Source organism: Catenovulum sediminis, from assembly GCF_007289895.1.
Classification (GTDB): Bacteria; Pseudomonadota; Gammaproteobacteria; order Enterobacterales; family Alteromonadaceae; genus Catenovulum; species Catenovulum sediminis.
In genome coordinates, this window is sequence record NZ_CP041660.1 from 1,133,667 (window position 1) to 1,148,827 (window position 15,161).

The 15,161-nt window shown below is 41.6% G+C and carries 13 protein-coding genes and 1 other RNA gene; 12 read left to right on the forward strand and 2 right to left on the reverse strand.

Going from position 1 to position 15,161, the window contains the following annotated elements; translation table 11 throughout:
* Positions 1-105 precede the first annotated feature (105 nt).
* The 3 genes from FNT16_RS04380 to FNT16_RS04390 all read left to right on the forward strand — a co-directional run bounded on the left by FNT16_RS04380 (position 106) and on the right by FNT16_RS04390 (position 3,573).
* Complete coding sequence (locus FNT16_RS04380; protein ID WP_143870402.1) at positions 106-975, forward strand: transporter substrate-binding domain-containing protein; 870 nt, start codon at positions 106-108, stop codon at positions 973-975.
* A 319-nt stretch (positions 976-1,294) separates the two neighbouring features.
* Positions 1,295-3,091, forward strand: a complete 1,797-nt coding sequence (locus FNT16_RS04385; RefSeq protein WP_143870403.1) for a DEAD/DEAH box helicase — start codon at positions 1,295-1,297, stop codon at positions 3,089-3,091.
* Between the two features lie 191 nt (positions 3,092-3,282).
* A complete protein-coding gene (locus tag FNT16_RS04390; protein WP_143870404.1) occupies positions 3,283-3,573 on the forward strand; it encodes a hypothetical protein in 291 nt (96 codons plus the stop codon).
* Between the two features lie 6 nt (positions 3,574-3,579).
* Here FNT16_RS04390 and rnpB read toward each other — a convergent pair.
* An RNA gene (rnpB, locus tag FNT16_RS04395) (RNase P RNA component class A) lies at positions 3,580-3,943 on the reverse strand.
* Positions 3,944-4,089: 146 nt separating this feature from the next.
* Between rnpB and FNT16_RS04400 the strand changes: the two genes are divergently transcribed.
* From FNT16_RS04400 to FNT16_RS04415, 4 genes are all read left to right on the forward strand, one after another.
* Entirely contained in the window at positions 4,090-4,563 is a 474-nt protein-coding gene (locus FNT16_RS04400; protein WP_143870405.1) for a DUF3015 family protein, read from the forward strand.
* A 47-nt stretch (positions 4,564-4,610) separates the two neighbouring features.
* Positions 4,611-6,494 carry an Lnb N-terminal periplasmic domain-containing protein gene (locus tag FNT16_RS04405; protein WP_143870406.1) on the forward strand — a complete coding sequence of 628 codons (1,884 nt, stop codon included), beginning with the start codon at positions 4,611-4,613 and terminating at the stop codon, positions 6,492-6,494.
* A 156-nt stretch (positions 6,495-6,650) separates the two neighbouring features.
* Complete coding sequence (locus tag FNT16_RS04410; protein WP_246072362.1) at positions 6,651-8,981, forward strand: TonB-dependent receptor; 2,331 nt, start codon at positions 6,651-6,653, stop codon at positions 8,979-8,981.
* 83 nt (positions 8,982-9,064) lie between these two features.
* On the forward strand, positions 9,065-9,745 hold the full coding sequence (locus FNT16_RS04415) for a Fe2+-dependent dioxygenase (protein WP_143870407.1): 681 nt from the start codon (positions 9,065-9,067) through the stop codon (positions 9,743-9,745).
* A gap of 21 nt (positions 9,746-9,766) precedes the next feature.
* On the opposite strand, the gene rsmI is transcribed toward FNT16_RS04415, so the two are convergent.
* Complete coding sequence (rsmI, locus tag FNT16_RS04420; protein WP_143870408.1) at positions 9,767-10,597, reverse strand: 16S rRNA (cytidine(1402)-2'-O)-methyltransferase; 831 nt, start codon at positions 10,595-10,597, stop codon at positions 9,767-9,769.
* A 200-nt stretch (positions 10,598-10,797) separates the two neighbouring features.
* On the opposite strand from rsmI, the gene FNT16_RS04425 reads away from it, so the two are divergent.
* Genes FNT16_RS04425 through FNT16_RS04445 form a run of 5 tightly spaced genes read left to right on the forward strand, consistent with a single transcriptional unit; the run spans position 10,798 to position 15,081 of the window.
* Complete coding sequence (locus FNT16_RS04425) at positions 10,798-12,630, forward strand: penicillin-binding protein activator (RefSeq protein WP_185976689.1); 1,833 nt, start codon at positions 10,798-10,800, stop codon at positions 12,628-12,630.
* Positions 12,627-12,977, forward strand: coding sequence for a YraN family protein (locus FNT16_RS04430; protein ID WP_143870410.1), 351 nt, complete (start codon positions 12,627-12,629; stop codon positions 12,975-12,977). Before FNT16_RS04425 ends, FNT16_RS04430 begins: the two co-directional genes overlap by 4 nt.
* Positions 12,978-13,010: 33 nt before the next feature.
* Positions 13,011-13,595, forward strand: coding sequence for a D-sedoheptulose-7-phosphate isomerase (locus FNT16_RS04435; RefSeq protein ID WP_143870411.1), 585 nt, complete (start codon positions 13,011-13,013; stop codon positions 13,593-13,595).
* Positions 13,596-13,598: 3 nt separating this feature from the next.
* Positions 13,599-14,192, forward strand: a complete 594-nt coding sequence (locus tag FNT16_RS04440) for a BON domain-containing protein (RefSeq protein WP_143870412.1) — start codon at positions 13,599-13,601, stop codon at positions 14,190-14,192.
* Between the two features lie 7 nt (positions 14,193-14,199).
* Positions 14,200-15,081: a glucosamine kinase nucleotide-binding domain-containing protein gene (locus FNT16_RS04445; protein WP_185976690.1), complete on the forward strand. Its 882-nt coding sequence runs from the start codon at positions 14,200-14,202 to the stop codon at positions 15,079-15,081.
* The last annotated feature ends 80 nt before the right edge of the window (positions 15,082-15,161 follow it).

Consider the following 15,161-nt stretch of genomic DNA (forward strand, 5'->3'; position numbering starts at 1 on the left):
TCGAAAAATCGGGTTTACATTTTGTTGCATTTCGAACAAGTTTATAACATCATAGTGTAAGCGCTTTCATAACGCAATGATAAAATTTAAATTCTAGGTAAAAATATGTTTCAGTTTAACCGCTTTTTTAAAACGCTTTTGGTAACCAGCATGTCGATGATTTTCTCACCGCAATTAACCGCGGCGGACACAACAGGTAGAAATATCATTTCATTTTGGAATGGAAATAAATCAGAAATACGTCAAAGTTACGAGAGTGAAGTATTTGCAACTGTAATAAAACAGATTAATCAATCATTAAACAAATCGTATCGCTGGCATGAAAACAGAGATACCTTGTCTATCGCGGAAGAGTCAAGCATATTCAGCCAACAAGAATATGATGTGTTTGTTAGTGTGGCTGGCAACCCTAAGTTAGACCAAGAAAACAAAATATTAATCCCGATACCCTTAATGCAGGGATTATTGGGTACCCGACTTATGATCATAAATGAACGTGACAGGGTCAAGTTTGCCACGATCAAGACCAAAGCACAGTTACAAGCTTTGTATTCAGGTATTCCTGCTGGCTGGGCGGATGCCAAGCTATTCAGAGCGAACAACTTCAATGTTAATGAAACAGGCACCTTTGACGACATTCTTTTACGATTAAAACGCAAGCAGTTTGACTATTTTGCTTTAGGTGCCAATGAAATCGAATCTGTGTATGAGCAGCGAGTTACGGCAAAGGAAAATTTGATTATCGAGCCAACTTTAGCGCTGTATTATCCATTTCCGGTCGTGTTTTACGTCAATCCAAACAGAGCAGAGCTTGCACAACAACTCCGAGCGAGTTTACACCAACTGGTGCAAAACGAGACTTTGAATAAAATTTTTGCACGTTATTTTGCACAAATACAAGAACGCCTAAATTTAACAGAAAGAAAGTTCATTCATTTAGAAAACCCACTTTTGCCTAAAGCATTAGCAAATTAACATTAGATTATTTTTTAACCATTACTTGCAATTGTTAAAATTATCTGTATAGTGCGCGTTTCCCAGCCAAAGGCTTTTCCAACAGGCAATGAATCGCCTGTCCATGATGGCACAGCGCACGCCGCTAGCCCATGTCAACGTTAAAGTCGCGCTGGTTTGTAGAGGTAGTAGCGCTGCCAGTGTGAGTGGTTCAATTAGTGTAACCATCTTAAACGGATATATCTGAATACTTCAGATACACCAAATTTGAAGACCTTGTGTTAAAGCACAGTCCCGCGCCGATACCTCATCGTAAATTTGATGAAATTAGAGTACATATATGCAAAATAATGAATCTGCAGTTCTATTTAACGAGCTGGGTTTACCCGCACCTGTTTTACAAGCAATCGAAGAGCTTGGTTTTACTCAACCGACGCCAATTCAAGCTCAATCTATTCCTGCTTTATTAGAAGGCAGCGACATCCTTGGTGAAGCACAAACGGGTACGGGTAAAACTGCTGCTTTTGGTTTGCCTTTATTATCACGATTAGATGCTTCTATTCGTGAAACCCAAATGTTAGTTGTCTGCCCAACTCGTGAACTTGCTATTCAGGTTGCTGACGCAATCGCAGAATTTGGTAAACATGTAAAAGGTTTACGTGTTGCAACTGTTTATGGTGGTCAATCTTATACACCACAAATTAAAGACTTACGTGCTGGTCCACAAATCGTAGTGGGCACGCCGGGCCGTTTAATGGACCATATCGATAAAGGACGTTTACAGTTAGGTAATTTACGTAGCTGTGTGTTAGATGAAGCCGATGAAATGTTAAACATGGGTTTCTTAGAAGATATCGAATGGATCTTAAAACATGTGCCTGAAGAAACGCAAATGGCTTTCTTTTCTGCAACTATGCCAACTGCGATCCGTAAAGTAACACAACAGTTTTTGAAAAATCCGGTACATGTAAAAATCGCCGCAGTTAAGCAAGCAAAAGCTAACATCAGTCAACGTGCATGGCGCGTCAATAAAATTGGCAAAACAGCCGGTTTAGAGCGTTTAGCTGAAACTTTAGACTATGATGCAATGATTGTTTTTGTACGTACACGTAATGACACATTGACGTTGGCTGAGCACTTAATCGGCAAAGGCTTCCCAGCTGCCGCATTAAATGGTGACATGAATCAGACCGATCGTGAGCGCATCGTTGAACAACTGAAAAAAGGTCGTGTCTCTATATTAATTGCAACCGACGTGGTTGCTCGTGGTCTGGATGTACCGAGAATCAGTCATGTAATTAACTATGATTTACCGGCTGACGCTGAATCATATGTCCACCGTATTGGCCGTACTGGTCGAGCGGGTCGCAGTGGTGAAGCTATTTTATTCGCTAATAGCCGTGAAATGCGTACCTTGTTCCGCTTAGAACGCGCAACTGAAGGTAAAATCGAAGAGTTTACTATGCCTGATGCAAAATCATTAGGTGAAGTTCGCATGAACAGAATGCAAGAAAGTTTAGCGAAGGTAATTGAATCAGAAGATTTAAGCCCATTTGCCAAAGTTGTAGAAAAATTCCTAGAAGAAAAAGAGTGGAGCCTTGAGCAGGTTGCGGCGGCATTGTTGCAGCAACAACAGTTAAATCAACCACTGTTTCCACCCAAAGATCCAATTGGTCGTGATCGTAACATGCGTGATGACAACCCGCGCGGTCGTCGAGATGCGCGTGGCGGACGCGATGGCGCTCGTGAAGGTCGTAAAACTCGCGCTGAAAGAGGTGACAGAGGGGATCGTAAGAACCCAGGTGAATTTGATACCTTCCGCTTTGAAGTAGGCCGTGAGCATGGTGTTGGCCCAGGTGATATTGTGGGTGCAGTGGCTAACGAAATAAATATTGATAGCAGCAACATTGGCCATATCAAATTGTTTGATTCACACTCACACGTTGATTTGCCAAAAGGTATGCCAAAAGCGGTATTCCAAAAGTTACAGCGAATTATTATTCGCAGTCATAAAATATCGCCGACCATTGCCGATGGTGTAAGTAGCTCAGCGAACAATGAGGGCGCGAGAAGACATGCATCATCAAATGAGCGTGGCGCAAACTTTAAAAAACGTGAAAGACGTGCATTTAATTAAAGTTATTTGAAAAATATTCTAGTAAAAAGCCTTCTTTATGAAGGCTTTTTTGTTTACAATTCAGCCATAAGATATCAAATAGATATTTAGCTCAACAAATCGCATTCGGTTTAATAAAATCAACGCGTTTTTATAGCGGATTTAACAGTCCAGTTATAGCAGTATGGACACAAATAATAACAAGAGGGTTTATGGATAATCTATCAACAGGCCGTGCTACCTCAGCACCGGCTCTAGCTTTATATGTTCAAGATGGCGACTTTACCGCGGCCATTGCTTACCTTAAACAATTATCTCGAGATGAATTGTATGATACGTTATTGTATTCAGGCTTAGGTGTGCATGGCCTGTACCCGTATTGGATTAAAAACATTGAGAGCAAATTAGCGCTGGCATGCCATAGAGGATATTTAGAATCAACCTTAACGGGCGGGTTTAATCCGAAATTTGTTGCGGCGAATAAATACGCTTCAAACATGTAGAAAAAGGCGAAAAGATGGCCTGTAAGCCGGGTTCTGTACTCTATTACTAGAGTGACAATCATTCGTCTAGGCCATACATCGCTATATGGCTCAAGCAATCTACCCGGTTCCAACGCGGGCCGCGCCATAAGGAACCCTATTTGATCTTGCTCCGAGTGGAGTTTACCGTGCCGCAAACTGTTGCCAGCTGCGCGGTGCGCTCTTACCGCACCCTTTCACCCTTACCTGTACTGTAAACAGCCATCGGCGGTTTACTCTCTGTTGCACTGGTCGTCGGCTTTAGCCGCCCAGACGTTATCTGGCACTCTGCCCTATGGAGCCCGGACTTTCCTCCCCTTCATAATGAAGCAGCGATTGCCCAGCCATCTTTTCACAGGCGAGTTTACATTCATAATTAATTAAGTCAATTAAACAACACATATTGTGTCAATAGGCATATTTATATTATCATCCATAACTTGCACGGGCTTTGTGCAACGGAAGCTAAATAATAAAAATCTAATTTGGAAAATTTATATGAAAAAACTTATTTTATCTGCTTTAGCTGCGGCCACTTTGGTTGGAACTAATATATCTGCAGTTCAAGCTGAGAAAATTAATCCTTGGCGTGACTGTGGTATTGGTGCATTGATATTCCCAAGCGTACCGGCTGGTGCTGTAATTTCAAATATCATTTGGGATTTAGGTACTACGGCAGTTACCTCTAATGCAAGTTCACCAGATACTTGTGAAGGTGAAACTGTAAAAGTAGCTCAATTTATTCAGGAAACGTTTAAACCATTAGAAGAAGAAACGGCGAATGGTAGCGGTGAGCACGTCACAGCAATGTTAAACATTCTTGGATGTGAAGAAAACGTTCATAACTCTATCATTAAAAATGTACGCTTAGAATATGCAACTAAGCTGGAGTCAACTGAAGATACTCAAAAACCGCAGGCATTATACAATGCGGTTATTCATAATACTGCAGATGTATGTAGCGCAAGCTAAGTCTTTGTATGTAGCCAACGAGTTAAGTTGGCTACATAGTACAACTCATGACAAAAAATATTATTTGCACCTTCATTGCCTGCATTATGTTTGTTTTCCCTGCCAGTGCAACCTCGCTTCAAGAAAACCTGAGCCTAGCAATTCAAACCAATTTAGATGAACATCCTTATTGGTTAAAACTGCTTCATTATAAAAAACATATAGGCAGCACTAGCGGCTACAAGAGTGAAGTAATTTCAGAAGACTTTTTTCTATCTAATACAAAAAGTGACCCTTTAGCTGAGTTAAAAGCAACCATAAAATCTATCTACACCCCGATTACAAACCCAAATCAGCACACTCGATGCAAATTTATCGCTCGCACGCAGTGGTTGCAATCAAAGCTCAATATGGAACTACCATCCATAGAATGCGAAGAATTTAAACAGTGGATAGATTTGGAAAATATAAATCAAGTACAATTAGTGTTTGCATCAGGCTACTTAAAAAACCCAGCATCTTTTTATGGCCATTTATTATTAAAATTCAGCTCTTCGTCAAACAAAAACAACCTCCTTGACTTATCCATAAATTATGGCGCGATGCTCACTGACACAAATCCAATTTTATATATAGTCAACGGCATCTTCGGTGGATACACAGCAGGCTTTTCTGATAGTCGATTCTACCGACAGAATCATAACTACGGACAAACAGACCTAAGAGATTTATGGTCGTATAACCTAGACCTGTCACAAGACCAAATCAAGCAAATCGCTTTCCACCTTTGGGAATTACTCGATGTGCAGTTTACTTATTACTTTTTAGATAAAAATTGCGCCTATCACTTTGCAAACCTACTTGCTTTAGTTATTGAAGCGCCACTGACCGACCAGTATAGTCCGTGGGTTATGCCGCTCACTATATTCCAAAAATTAATGGAAAATAAAAGCAAAGATAACCCCTTAGTCAAAAGCGTAACCCATATAGCCTCTAGACAGAGTCAGTTCTACGAAAAATACTTTCATTTAAATGAAAAACAACAACAGTTATTAAAATTGCTATTAGAAAGTAATGATTGGGTGTCACATTCAAAGTTTAAATCACTACCTGATAATGAAAAGATCGCTCTGATAAATGTGTTGTTTGACTATATTGAGTACCAATTAGCTGAGCTAGGTGATTCATCTTCAGACCGTGTTCAGCAACTATCCCTAGAAAAGAAAAAATTAATTAGAACCCGATTTTCATTACCAGCGAGCCCCGCAAAAAAACAAAGAACCCATTTATTAAAGACACAACCTCCGCACCACAGCCAGTACCCTAAATTAATTCGAGTTTCGGGCATATCATCAAAAGAAAGTAGTGGAGCCCTTTTGCAATTAAGACCCGTCTATTATGATATCTTAGGAAGTGAGTCTGGCCGTATGCCCAACTCTGCACTTAGTATGGCAGATTTAACACTGAGTAATTTCAATGGAAATTTTGCTATACGCCGCTTCAATATTGTAGCTATAGAATCGTACAATGTAGCTAAGACAGAATTGAGAGGCGATAATAAATATGCTTGGATGATCAATTTTGGCCTAGATACTCCTGATAATATGTGCTTTAACTGCACTCGCGTGCAACTTTCAGGTGGACTTGGGAAAAGCTACAAGTTATCTCACCAGCATATAATTAACTTTATGGCTCTTGGTTCAATTCATACTGAACACAACAACGAAGGTAATGCGACAATCGGTGGTCAAGTAAGTTTACTATCTAAAATTAACCCCAGCTGGAACAGCTTAATTACCTTTAACAAAACAAGAACGCTCACTAATGTACCGACTTCTTCGATAAAGTGGGAAAATAGCTTTTTTAATCTGAAGCATTTTGATGTGCGCTTAAGTTTAGAAAGAAATAACTCAAACCTCCTAGTGACAGCTGGTTACTCTTTTTACTTTTAATGACAAGCTAAACACCCTTCAGATAAAAACTACTGATAATCATTCGCATTTACCATTGCATTTGCACTCGTATTGTATAAAATACTTATCAGTATATAGTCACCAGACCATTAAGTGTAAACATAAAGTTGTAAAAATAACAATTGGAGAACAAACTTGACTCACTCAACTAAAAATAATAATCGCCTTGGTTCACAAGCGCTTTGTTTAGCTTTATCTGTCATGCCTGTTGTTGCACAGGCAAATGACGAAAGCGTCTGTACTGAAGAAGGTAAAAAAGAAAATTTGGTCGTTTGTCAGCAACAGGCAGACGATAAACAAATTGAGTTAATTGAAGTTTATGGTGTGCCATACTCACCGTATCGTGCAGCTAAATCAGGCGACTTACGTCGATTAGCGGATTTAGTCGATACCCCTCAAACACTCAACATCCTGACCCAGTCGCAAATTCAAGATTCAGGCAAATCAGATTTAAAAGAAATCCTTTCAGCACAAGCGGGTGTCACATTGGGTACAGGTGAAAACGGCAATGCATTTGGCGACCGATATATTATTCGCGGACACGAAGCGCGCAGTGACGTTTTTGTGGATGGTTTAAGAGACCCGGGTATGACAACTCGTGAAAGCTTCGCTTCAGAACAGGTTGAAATCACCAAAGGCCCAAGCGCCACATTTGCTGGGCGAGGTTCATCTGGCGGTGCAGTCAATAGTATCACCAAACAAGCATCCCCTAACTTTGATTTTAGTCGGGTTGATCTAGGTTTAGGTACGGATGACCACCACAGACTGGTTTTAGACAGCAACATTGCAATAAATGACGATAATGCGATCCGATTAAATGTTCTGCATGCCGAAGAAACCGTGCCAGATCGTGAAGGTATAGAAAGAGATCGTAAAGGTATTCTATTATCTGGTTATACCGCACCAACAGATAAACTCAATTTTGTTGCAGATATCTACTATCTTAAAGCAAACGATGTGCCTGATTTAGGTAGTTACTTTGACAGAGATGCATACAAACCCGTTGAAGACATCATGGTCTATGCACAGAACGAAGACTTCCTAAACACCGAAGTCACCGCAATAACCTTGCGCACCAACTATGAAATCAATAGTGACTTGCGCTTGTATAATGCGACACGCTGGGGACAAACCGATAACGGTTATATTACCACAGGTGCACGTGGCACAAATCGTCACGAAACAGACGAAGTGGCGCCGGGTGCAGCCACCATTTATATAAGTAATCACCAGGGCTGGCAAGAAGTTGATTATTTCGCAACGCAGTTTAACCTTCTGTGGGACAACAAATTATTTGGCTTGGATAACAAATGGGTATTGGGTGTCGAATATACCGACGAATCTGTCGTCAACGGTGTGTATAACATAGAATATATGGGAGCGAGCAACTGTAAAGTCAGTGGCAGAGGCGGTGTCTCAGACGGTTATTGTGCACTCGACGGAAATGGCCAACCGGTGGCAAATGTACGCGGTTTAATGCAGCGTCATTATTCAAAAGCCGCGACAGACGCTAAACCGACTGTAAAAACCACATCAATTTATGCCATGAATACTATCTCTTTATCAGAGCAATTTGACGTGTTTTTTGGTTTACGCCAAGACAGTTTTGACTATGACAGTGACGTGGTCAGCCGAGGCGAAGCTAATTCTTACCAATATTCAGACGATCTTTTTAATGGTCATTTCGGGTTAGTTTTCCAAGCAACCGATGCGGCAAACTTTTACGCAACTTACAGTACAGCGACCAACATAAACGGCGGCGAGTCTGATGTAGGCGGTAGCTGCGGTTATGGTGGTTTATGTGGTTCGCCAGAACAAGTACAGTTATCCGATCCTGAGCGGGTAGAAAATATCGAATTAGGTACAAAATGGCAGTTATTTGATAAAAAATTGTTGGCAACCGCAGCACTCTTTCAAATTACAAAAAGTGATGTAATGGAAAGCATTGGCGACGATGATTACGCCACACTCGGCACCTTAAACACAGGTAAAAACCGAGTCCAAGGTATTGAGTTCGGCTTATCTGGTGCGATCACCGAAAAATTAAGTGTGCAAATGAGCGCCGCTATGATGGAGTCTGAAATTTTAGAATCTCACGACCAAGACTCAGTAGGCTTAGTCTTGAGTAATTTTGCCGACGACAGTGCTTATCTACAGTTGCGCTATCAACCGACAAACAGCTTTGCCTTTGGTGCATCTGTCACTTATCAAAGTAATATGTACGGTGGCCAACCCGATACAGCTGCTGGCTATAGCTCAGCGACTGGGCTTTACAGCATTGAAGTACCAAGTTATACGGTATTTGATGCATTTGCTAACTACTATTATTCTGATAAATTAAACTTCCGTTTAAATGTCGGTAATGTATTTGACGAAGAATATTGGACTGCTGCATATCGCTCTGGTGCTTTCATGTATTTAGGTGAAGCACGCAATGTTCGTGCTAGCGTTACGTACAAATTTTAATTAAGCGTAATGGTATCTATCAACAAGGTGATGGTTTAAGGCCATCACCTTATTTTTTATAATAATAGGTTGTCGGAATATATATGGTCGTTATCGAGCAACTACTTAGTCATAGTGAAATTAAACGATATCTTGAAACATTAGACACAGTCCCTTGGTTAAATGGGCAAAATACAGCGATGGGCATGGCCGCAGATGTCAAAAATAACAGTCAGGCCGATGGCGAAAACCAACAGGTAAAGCAGTTAGTCAATCAGCTGTTAAGTCGCATTGGCCAAACGCCAAAACTGATGTCAGCCGCCCTACCAGAGAAAATATTTCCACCTTGTTTTAACCGGTATGTCGAAAACCAAACTTATGGCTATCATGTTGATGCGGCCATTATGCGCATGCCAAACAGTCAGGACGTATTGCGCAGTGATTTATCTATGACGGTATTTTTGTCTGAGCCAGAAAGTTATCAAGGGGGTGAATTAGTTATATCAACCGAATTTGGCGAGCAGAAAGTAAAACTCAATGCGGGCGATGCAATCCTCTACCCTTCTAGCAGTTTACATAAAGTGACACCGGTCACCGCGGGCCAAAGGATAGCCGCAATCTGTTGGATGCAAAGTTTAATTGCAGACGCTCATGTGCGTCAAAACCTGTATGAGTTAGATCAAACCATTCAAAGTTTAATTACAGATTCAGCCGCCAATCGCGCGCAACTAGACAGTTTACACCATGTTTACCACAATTTAATTCGCCAATTTGCGCAAGTTTAAAGGCGTAATTGGCAAATTAAACTATAACTGCAAACCCGCTTCGTAAACGGCTTTTTTCTTGACCCCATAAGTCTCTGCAACAATCCCAGCTGCGGTCTTTAATGGCATATGCGGGCGTAAGCTTTCCAATAGTTTTATACATTTGGCGTCCACTTCAGTTAGCTTTTCAGCACCTTCGATAATAACCACAAACTCACCTTTTTGTTGATTATGATCACCTTGCATCCACTCGAGTACATTTTCGACTGTATTGGTGTAAAAAGTTTCGAACGTTTTTGTCAACTCCCGCCCAATAACGACCTTTTTGTCGGCGCCTAAGGTTAATTGAATATCTTTTAAACTGGCGATAATACGATGTGTAGACTCATAAAAAACAGCTGTAGCGACTTGCTCTGATAGCCGCGCTAAAATAGATTGACGCGCTTGGCTCTTAGCAGGCAAAAAACCACCAAAATAAAACTGATCAGTGGCCACACCAGCTGCTGACAATGCCGCGATAATCGCACATGCACCCGGCACGGGTACAACCTGCAGACCTTGCTGACGACACTGACTAACTAATCGATAGCCCGGATCGTTAATCAGCGGCGTGCCTGCATCTGAAATCAGCGCAATATTCAATCCATCTTGTAATTGTTTAATAACGGCTGGGGTTTGATTACTTTCGTTGTGATCGTGATAAGCAAAGCACTTTTTCTGAATGCCGTAGTGCTGCAATAATTTCTGCGCATTACGAGTGTCTTCGGCAGCAATAAAGTCGACATCACGCAGCACATTAAGCGCGCGTTGTGTAATATCTTCGAGATTTCCTATTGGTGTCGCCACCACATAGAGTTTGCCTGCTTGCTGCATTAACGTTACCCTTGCTTTGTCTTTTTAATTTACCAGTGACGTAATATACTAGAGCCAGCTGTTATTTACCGTAACTTTTTGCCGTCGAACTTGTACAAAACCGTAACCCTTGGGTTGAACTAACAACACTTCACTTGGTGTTACTGGCTCTGCGGCGTCACCCAAATAATATAGTTATTCAGGAAAGAATGATTAATAGAATGAAAATTAAGCTTATTTTAAGCCTCAGTATGGTTTTATTGTTCACGGCTTGTGAAAGCACACCGCCACAAACGCAAGCGCCGACACAACCGGTCGACATAAGCCCTGTTCCTGACAATAAAATTAGCGCAGAACAATACTTATCGAGAGCTGCAAATGCAACTGATGAATATCAAGCTACGCTTTGGTATGTGCGTGCAGCAGATGCATATATACAGGAAAATAAACCGGCTCAAGCGCTCACCTTAATGAGTGAGTTAAAAACACAGTATATGAGCGAGTTTGTACGTCATCAGTACAATTTATTTCAGTCTGAAGCGCTTATCGAATTTAAAAAGTACGCACAAGCCTATCCTTTTGTAGAGAATATTAAAACACTGCAAGGCTTTGAACAGCGCTTGTTACAAGCAAAAAGCATTAGCGCAGAACATACACATCATTTTTTAGCCGCAGCCCGCGCTAAAATTGCATTAAAAGATTATGTAGCAGAACCCGCTGAAAAAGAAACACTGAGTAATCAAATTTGGCAAAACTTAGTCCAATTAGAGTTAACGGCCTTATCCCACTTTCAAGATCCAAACGAAGTCGAGTTAAGTGGCTGGTTAGCCTTATTAAATGTTACGCGAACCTATGCCGACAGCCCAGCGAACATGCTGTTGAACATCCGCCATTGGCAAGCAAAATACCCACAACACCCAGCCGCACAACAACTCCCTCCGGCTTTGCAAGCAGCGTTAAAAGCAGAACCATTTAAACCGGCTAATATTGCGGTAGTTTTGCCCCTCAGCGGCAAGTTTCAACGACAAGGTCAGGCGATTCAACAAGGCATTATTGCAGCACGTTTTGAAAATGCTTTAAGTCACTCGCCAAATGTCACTTTTATTGACAGCCAAACTTTCACGATAGATGCACTACAAAACCAAGCATACGACTTTATCATTGGACCATTGCTCAAACAGCACGTCGAAAACTTGTTTTTGGCTGACGTAACCATCCCAACTTTATTTCTCAATGATGTACCTGAGCAGAGCCAACTCAGCCAAAATCAATTCCACTATGCACTGTCGCCTGAAACCGAAGCAATACAAGCCGCTGAACGTATGCTGATAGAAGGTTTTGAAAATCCAATTGTACTGGCTTCCAACGACAGTTTTGGCCGACGCATGAGCGAAGCCTTTATCCAATTTTACCAAGCACAAACCGATCGCCCTGTTGCTGTAAGTTTTTATTCAAACACCGATGAAATGGAAGAAAGTGTTGAACGCTTAATGGAAACGGCAGGGAGCAGAGAACGTATCGCCACCATTCGCTCACTATTGGGAAAACCTAAAGAATTTGAAGCTGACGCGCGCAACCGACAAGATATAGATGCGATATATGTAATTGGCGACCCGACCCAAACCCGTATCCTAAAACCATACATTGATATCAACACCGCGCCTTTTGCGCCACTGGTCCCGATATACGCCAGTTCACGCAGCTTTAGTAGTAAATTGAACAATGCCGATTTACGCGATTTAAATCACATAATATTTAGTGATATGCCATGGATTTTACCGGGTCAGGCAAACAAAACCAAACTTGCACACCAAATGCAGCTTGTCTGGAAGAATCAATCTGACGATTTATCGCGCTTTTTCGCATTTGGTTATGATGCCTACAGTTTAGTCCCGTATTTGGCGCAAATGCGGGTTTTCCCGGGTTTTATCCATCAAGGACTAACCGGTACATTAAATTTAACCAACAACGGACAAGTTGAACGCGCATTAAAATGGGCAAAGTTCGATAACGGACGAGTGATTAATTTAGCACTAACGAAAAAAGCACAATGAATAAGCGAAATATAGGACAAAATTTCGAACAAGCAGCGCAAGAATACCTAGCCAGACAAGGAATAGGCTGCATTGAACGTAACTTTAATTGTAAAATGGGTGAAATCGATCTTATCTGCAAAGACAAAGATACTTTTATTTTTGTCGAAGTCAGATACCGATCTGCTAGTCAATATGGCAACGCAGCAGCCACTATCAGTGCAAGTAAACAGAACAAAGTCCGGAAAGCGGCCATGATGTATTTGAAATTACAAGGATACAATATCCATCACACTGCGATTCGATTTGATGTGATTACCATTGACGGTGAAATCGACACCTTAAATTGGATCAAAAACGCTTTCTAGTCATTGTAAAAACAACAGAAAATTAAGAGTCATATGCAAGAACTGATAAAACAAAGCTTTACTGAGAGTATTCATACCAAAATAGCCGCGCTGGATGTTTTAGCGCCCATTGTTGAAAATGCAGCCAACATTATGCTCAACGCCTTATTGGCAGAAAAGAAAATCCTTTGTTGTGGTGATGGCCTTTCGCATTCTATCTCGGCTGTTTTAGCCAACGCGTTGAATTATAAACTCGAGCACGAGCGCCCTAGCCTACCTGCCATGTCGTTAGTTGCAGATCCTATGCTCGCGTCTTTGCTCAGTGATGAAAATCAGGCGACACAACAATTTGCGACTCAACTTAGAGCGGTCGCTCAAGCCGGTGACGTGCTGGTCATAATCAGTGCAACGCCAAACTCTGCAACTTCATTAAGAACCATTGAAGCGGCACTATCAAAAGATATGCTGGTTGTTGCGCTCACCGGCGGTGATGGTGGTGAGATAGCCGGATTGTTAGGGCCCAACGATGTCGAGATACGGGTACCATCCGACAAACCCATTCGCATCAACGAAGTCCATCAACTGGTTGCGCACAGTATCTGTGATGCAATTGAAAAAACTTTATTTCCTGGAATGTAAATTATGTCTCTCATTCGAATCATAATAGCCGGTTTAATAACCATCCAACTGAGCGGGTGTGCGGTCGCGGTTTTTGGCGGAGCAGCGGCGACAACAGCGGCCGTCGCTAGTGATAGAAGAGCGGTAGGCGTCCAAGTACAAGATCATGAAATTGAACAAACCATTACACGCTGGATTGAAAATGATCCTGAATTATATAGATTAACACATGTCAATGTCGTCTGTTACAATCGGCACATTCTGCTAGTCGGCCAGGTACCGAGCGAATATGTCAGAGAGAGAATTTTAGATTTAGCCAGTGAATACCCAGATTTCAGTGATATCTATAACGAGCTTAGAGTTGCAGAAAAAACCGGTGCAGGGCAACGCACCAAAGATGCATGGCTGACCACTAAAGTGAAATCAAGAATGCTGGCGGATGAAGAACTAGACGGCCATCAAGTAAAGGTATTTACCGAAAATAATGAAGTTTTTTTAATGGGCTTATTAACCCCACGAGAGAAAAAAATTGCGTTAACCATAGCCCGTAATATGGCCGGCGTCGAAAGAGTGATTGATGTGATCCAACCATACGAGAAACCAGCCGTTGTCGAATAATAAAAACATGATAATTGCCATTGATGGCGGTGGTTCTAAATGTTTCGCTCAGCTTTATTTGGCCGACGATACGACAAACGCTATTGGCAGTTACACCGGAGGGCCGGCAAATATAGCATCAGACTTTGATGGGGCAACATCTAATATTTTATCTTGTTGTCAGCAGTTATTAGCCGCCTGCGGCTACCCTGCGCGAGCGATTAAAAACTGTGATGTAGTCGGCGGTTTTGCGGGGGTAAACTTACCGCAAATTGCCCAGCGCCTGAAAAACTGGCCACACCCTTTTAAACAGTTTGATTTTACCACAGATTTGCATATTGCCTGTTATGCTGCGCATCAAAGCCGTTATGGAAAAGTCATTATTATTGGAACGGGAAGTTGTGGACTGGCAATCAGCGAAAAACAAGAAATTATGATAGGCGGCTATGGCTTGCAGTTAAGCGATCAAGCTTCCGGTGCCTGGTTAGGCCAACAAGCAATTAAACATACCCTACTGGTACTCGATGGATTACAAAAAGATAGCCCACTAAGTGAGGAAATGTGTCGTTTAAGCGCATCACAAAGCCCTGTTGAATTGAGTCAACACTGGTATCAAGCCAGCCCTTGTGAATTTGCTAAATTGGCTTCGACAGTGATGCAATTAGCGGTTCAAAAAGAGCCGGCTGCTACTTTTATCGTGCAGCAAGCTAGCGACTATTTAAGTACACTCATTCAACGGTTAAATCAGGAAATTGCTGGCCCTGTGTGTTTAATGGGCGGCATGGCACAATACTATATCAACCACCTGAGCACACAAAACGAGGTAAAACTCTCGACACAACATCCTGTTAGCGGTGCATTACTGTTGTTAGCGCACCCAACACTCGCGATAAATAATCATAATATCTAAGATGAATACAAATCGGTATAAAAAAGCGGTTTAATCCATCTAATAACCTGATAAAGTGCACAATAAATGAAATAAAGATA

What these genes read in the sequence shown, in the direction of transcription:
- FNT16_RS04400 (WP_143870405.1), top strand. Translation starts at nt 4,090, where the DNA reads ATGAAAAAACTTATTTTATCTGCTTTAGCTGCGGCCACTTTGGTTGGA.
- FNT16_RS04430 (WP_143870410.1), top strand. Translation starts at nt 12,627, where the DNA reads ATGAATAAGCGAAATATAGGACAAAATTTCGAACAAGCAGCGCAAGAA.
- FNT16_RS04415 (WP_143870407.1), top strand. Translation starts at nt 9,065, where the DNA reads ATGGTCGTTATCGAGCAACTACTTAGTCATAGTGAAATTAAACGATAT.
- FNT16_RS04385 (WP_143870403.1), top strand. Translation starts at nt 1,295, where the DNA reads ATGCAAAATAATGAATCTGCAGTTCTATTTAACGAGCTGGGTTTACCC.
- rsmI (WP_143870408.1), bottom strand. Translation starts at nt 10,597, where the DNA reads ATGCAGCAAGCAGGCAAACTCTATGTGGTGGCGACACCAATAGGAAAT.
- FNT16_RS04380 (WP_143870402.1), top strand. Translation starts at nt 106, where the DNA reads ATGTTTCAGTTTAACCGCTTTTTTAAAACGCTTTTGGTAACCAGCATG.
- FNT16_RS04425 (WP_185976689.1), top strand. Translation starts at nt 10,798, where the DNA reads ATGAAAATTAAGCTTATTTTAAGCCTCAGTATGGTTTTATTGTTCACG.
- FNT16_RS04445 (WP_185976690.1), top strand. Translation starts at nt 14,200, where the DNA reads ATGATAATTGCCATTGATGGCGGTGGTTCTAAATGTTTCGCTCAGCTT.
- FNT16_RS04390 (WP_143870404.1), top strand. Translation starts at nt 3,283, where the DNA reads ATGGATAATCTATCAACAGGCCGTGCTACCTCAGCACCGGCTCTAGCT.
- FNT16_RS04435 (WP_143870411.1), top strand. Translation starts at nt 13,011, where the DNA reads ATGCAAGAACTGATAAAACAAAGCTTTACTGAGAGTATTCATACCAAA.
- FNT16_RS04440 (WP_143870412.1), top strand. Translation starts at nt 13,599, where the DNA reads ATGTCTCTCATTCGAATCATAATAGCCGGTTTAATAACCATCCAACTG.
- FNT16_RS04405 (WP_143870406.1), top strand. Translation starts at nt 4,611, where the DNA reads ATGACAAAAAATATTATTTGCACCTTCATTGCCTGCATTATGTTTGTT.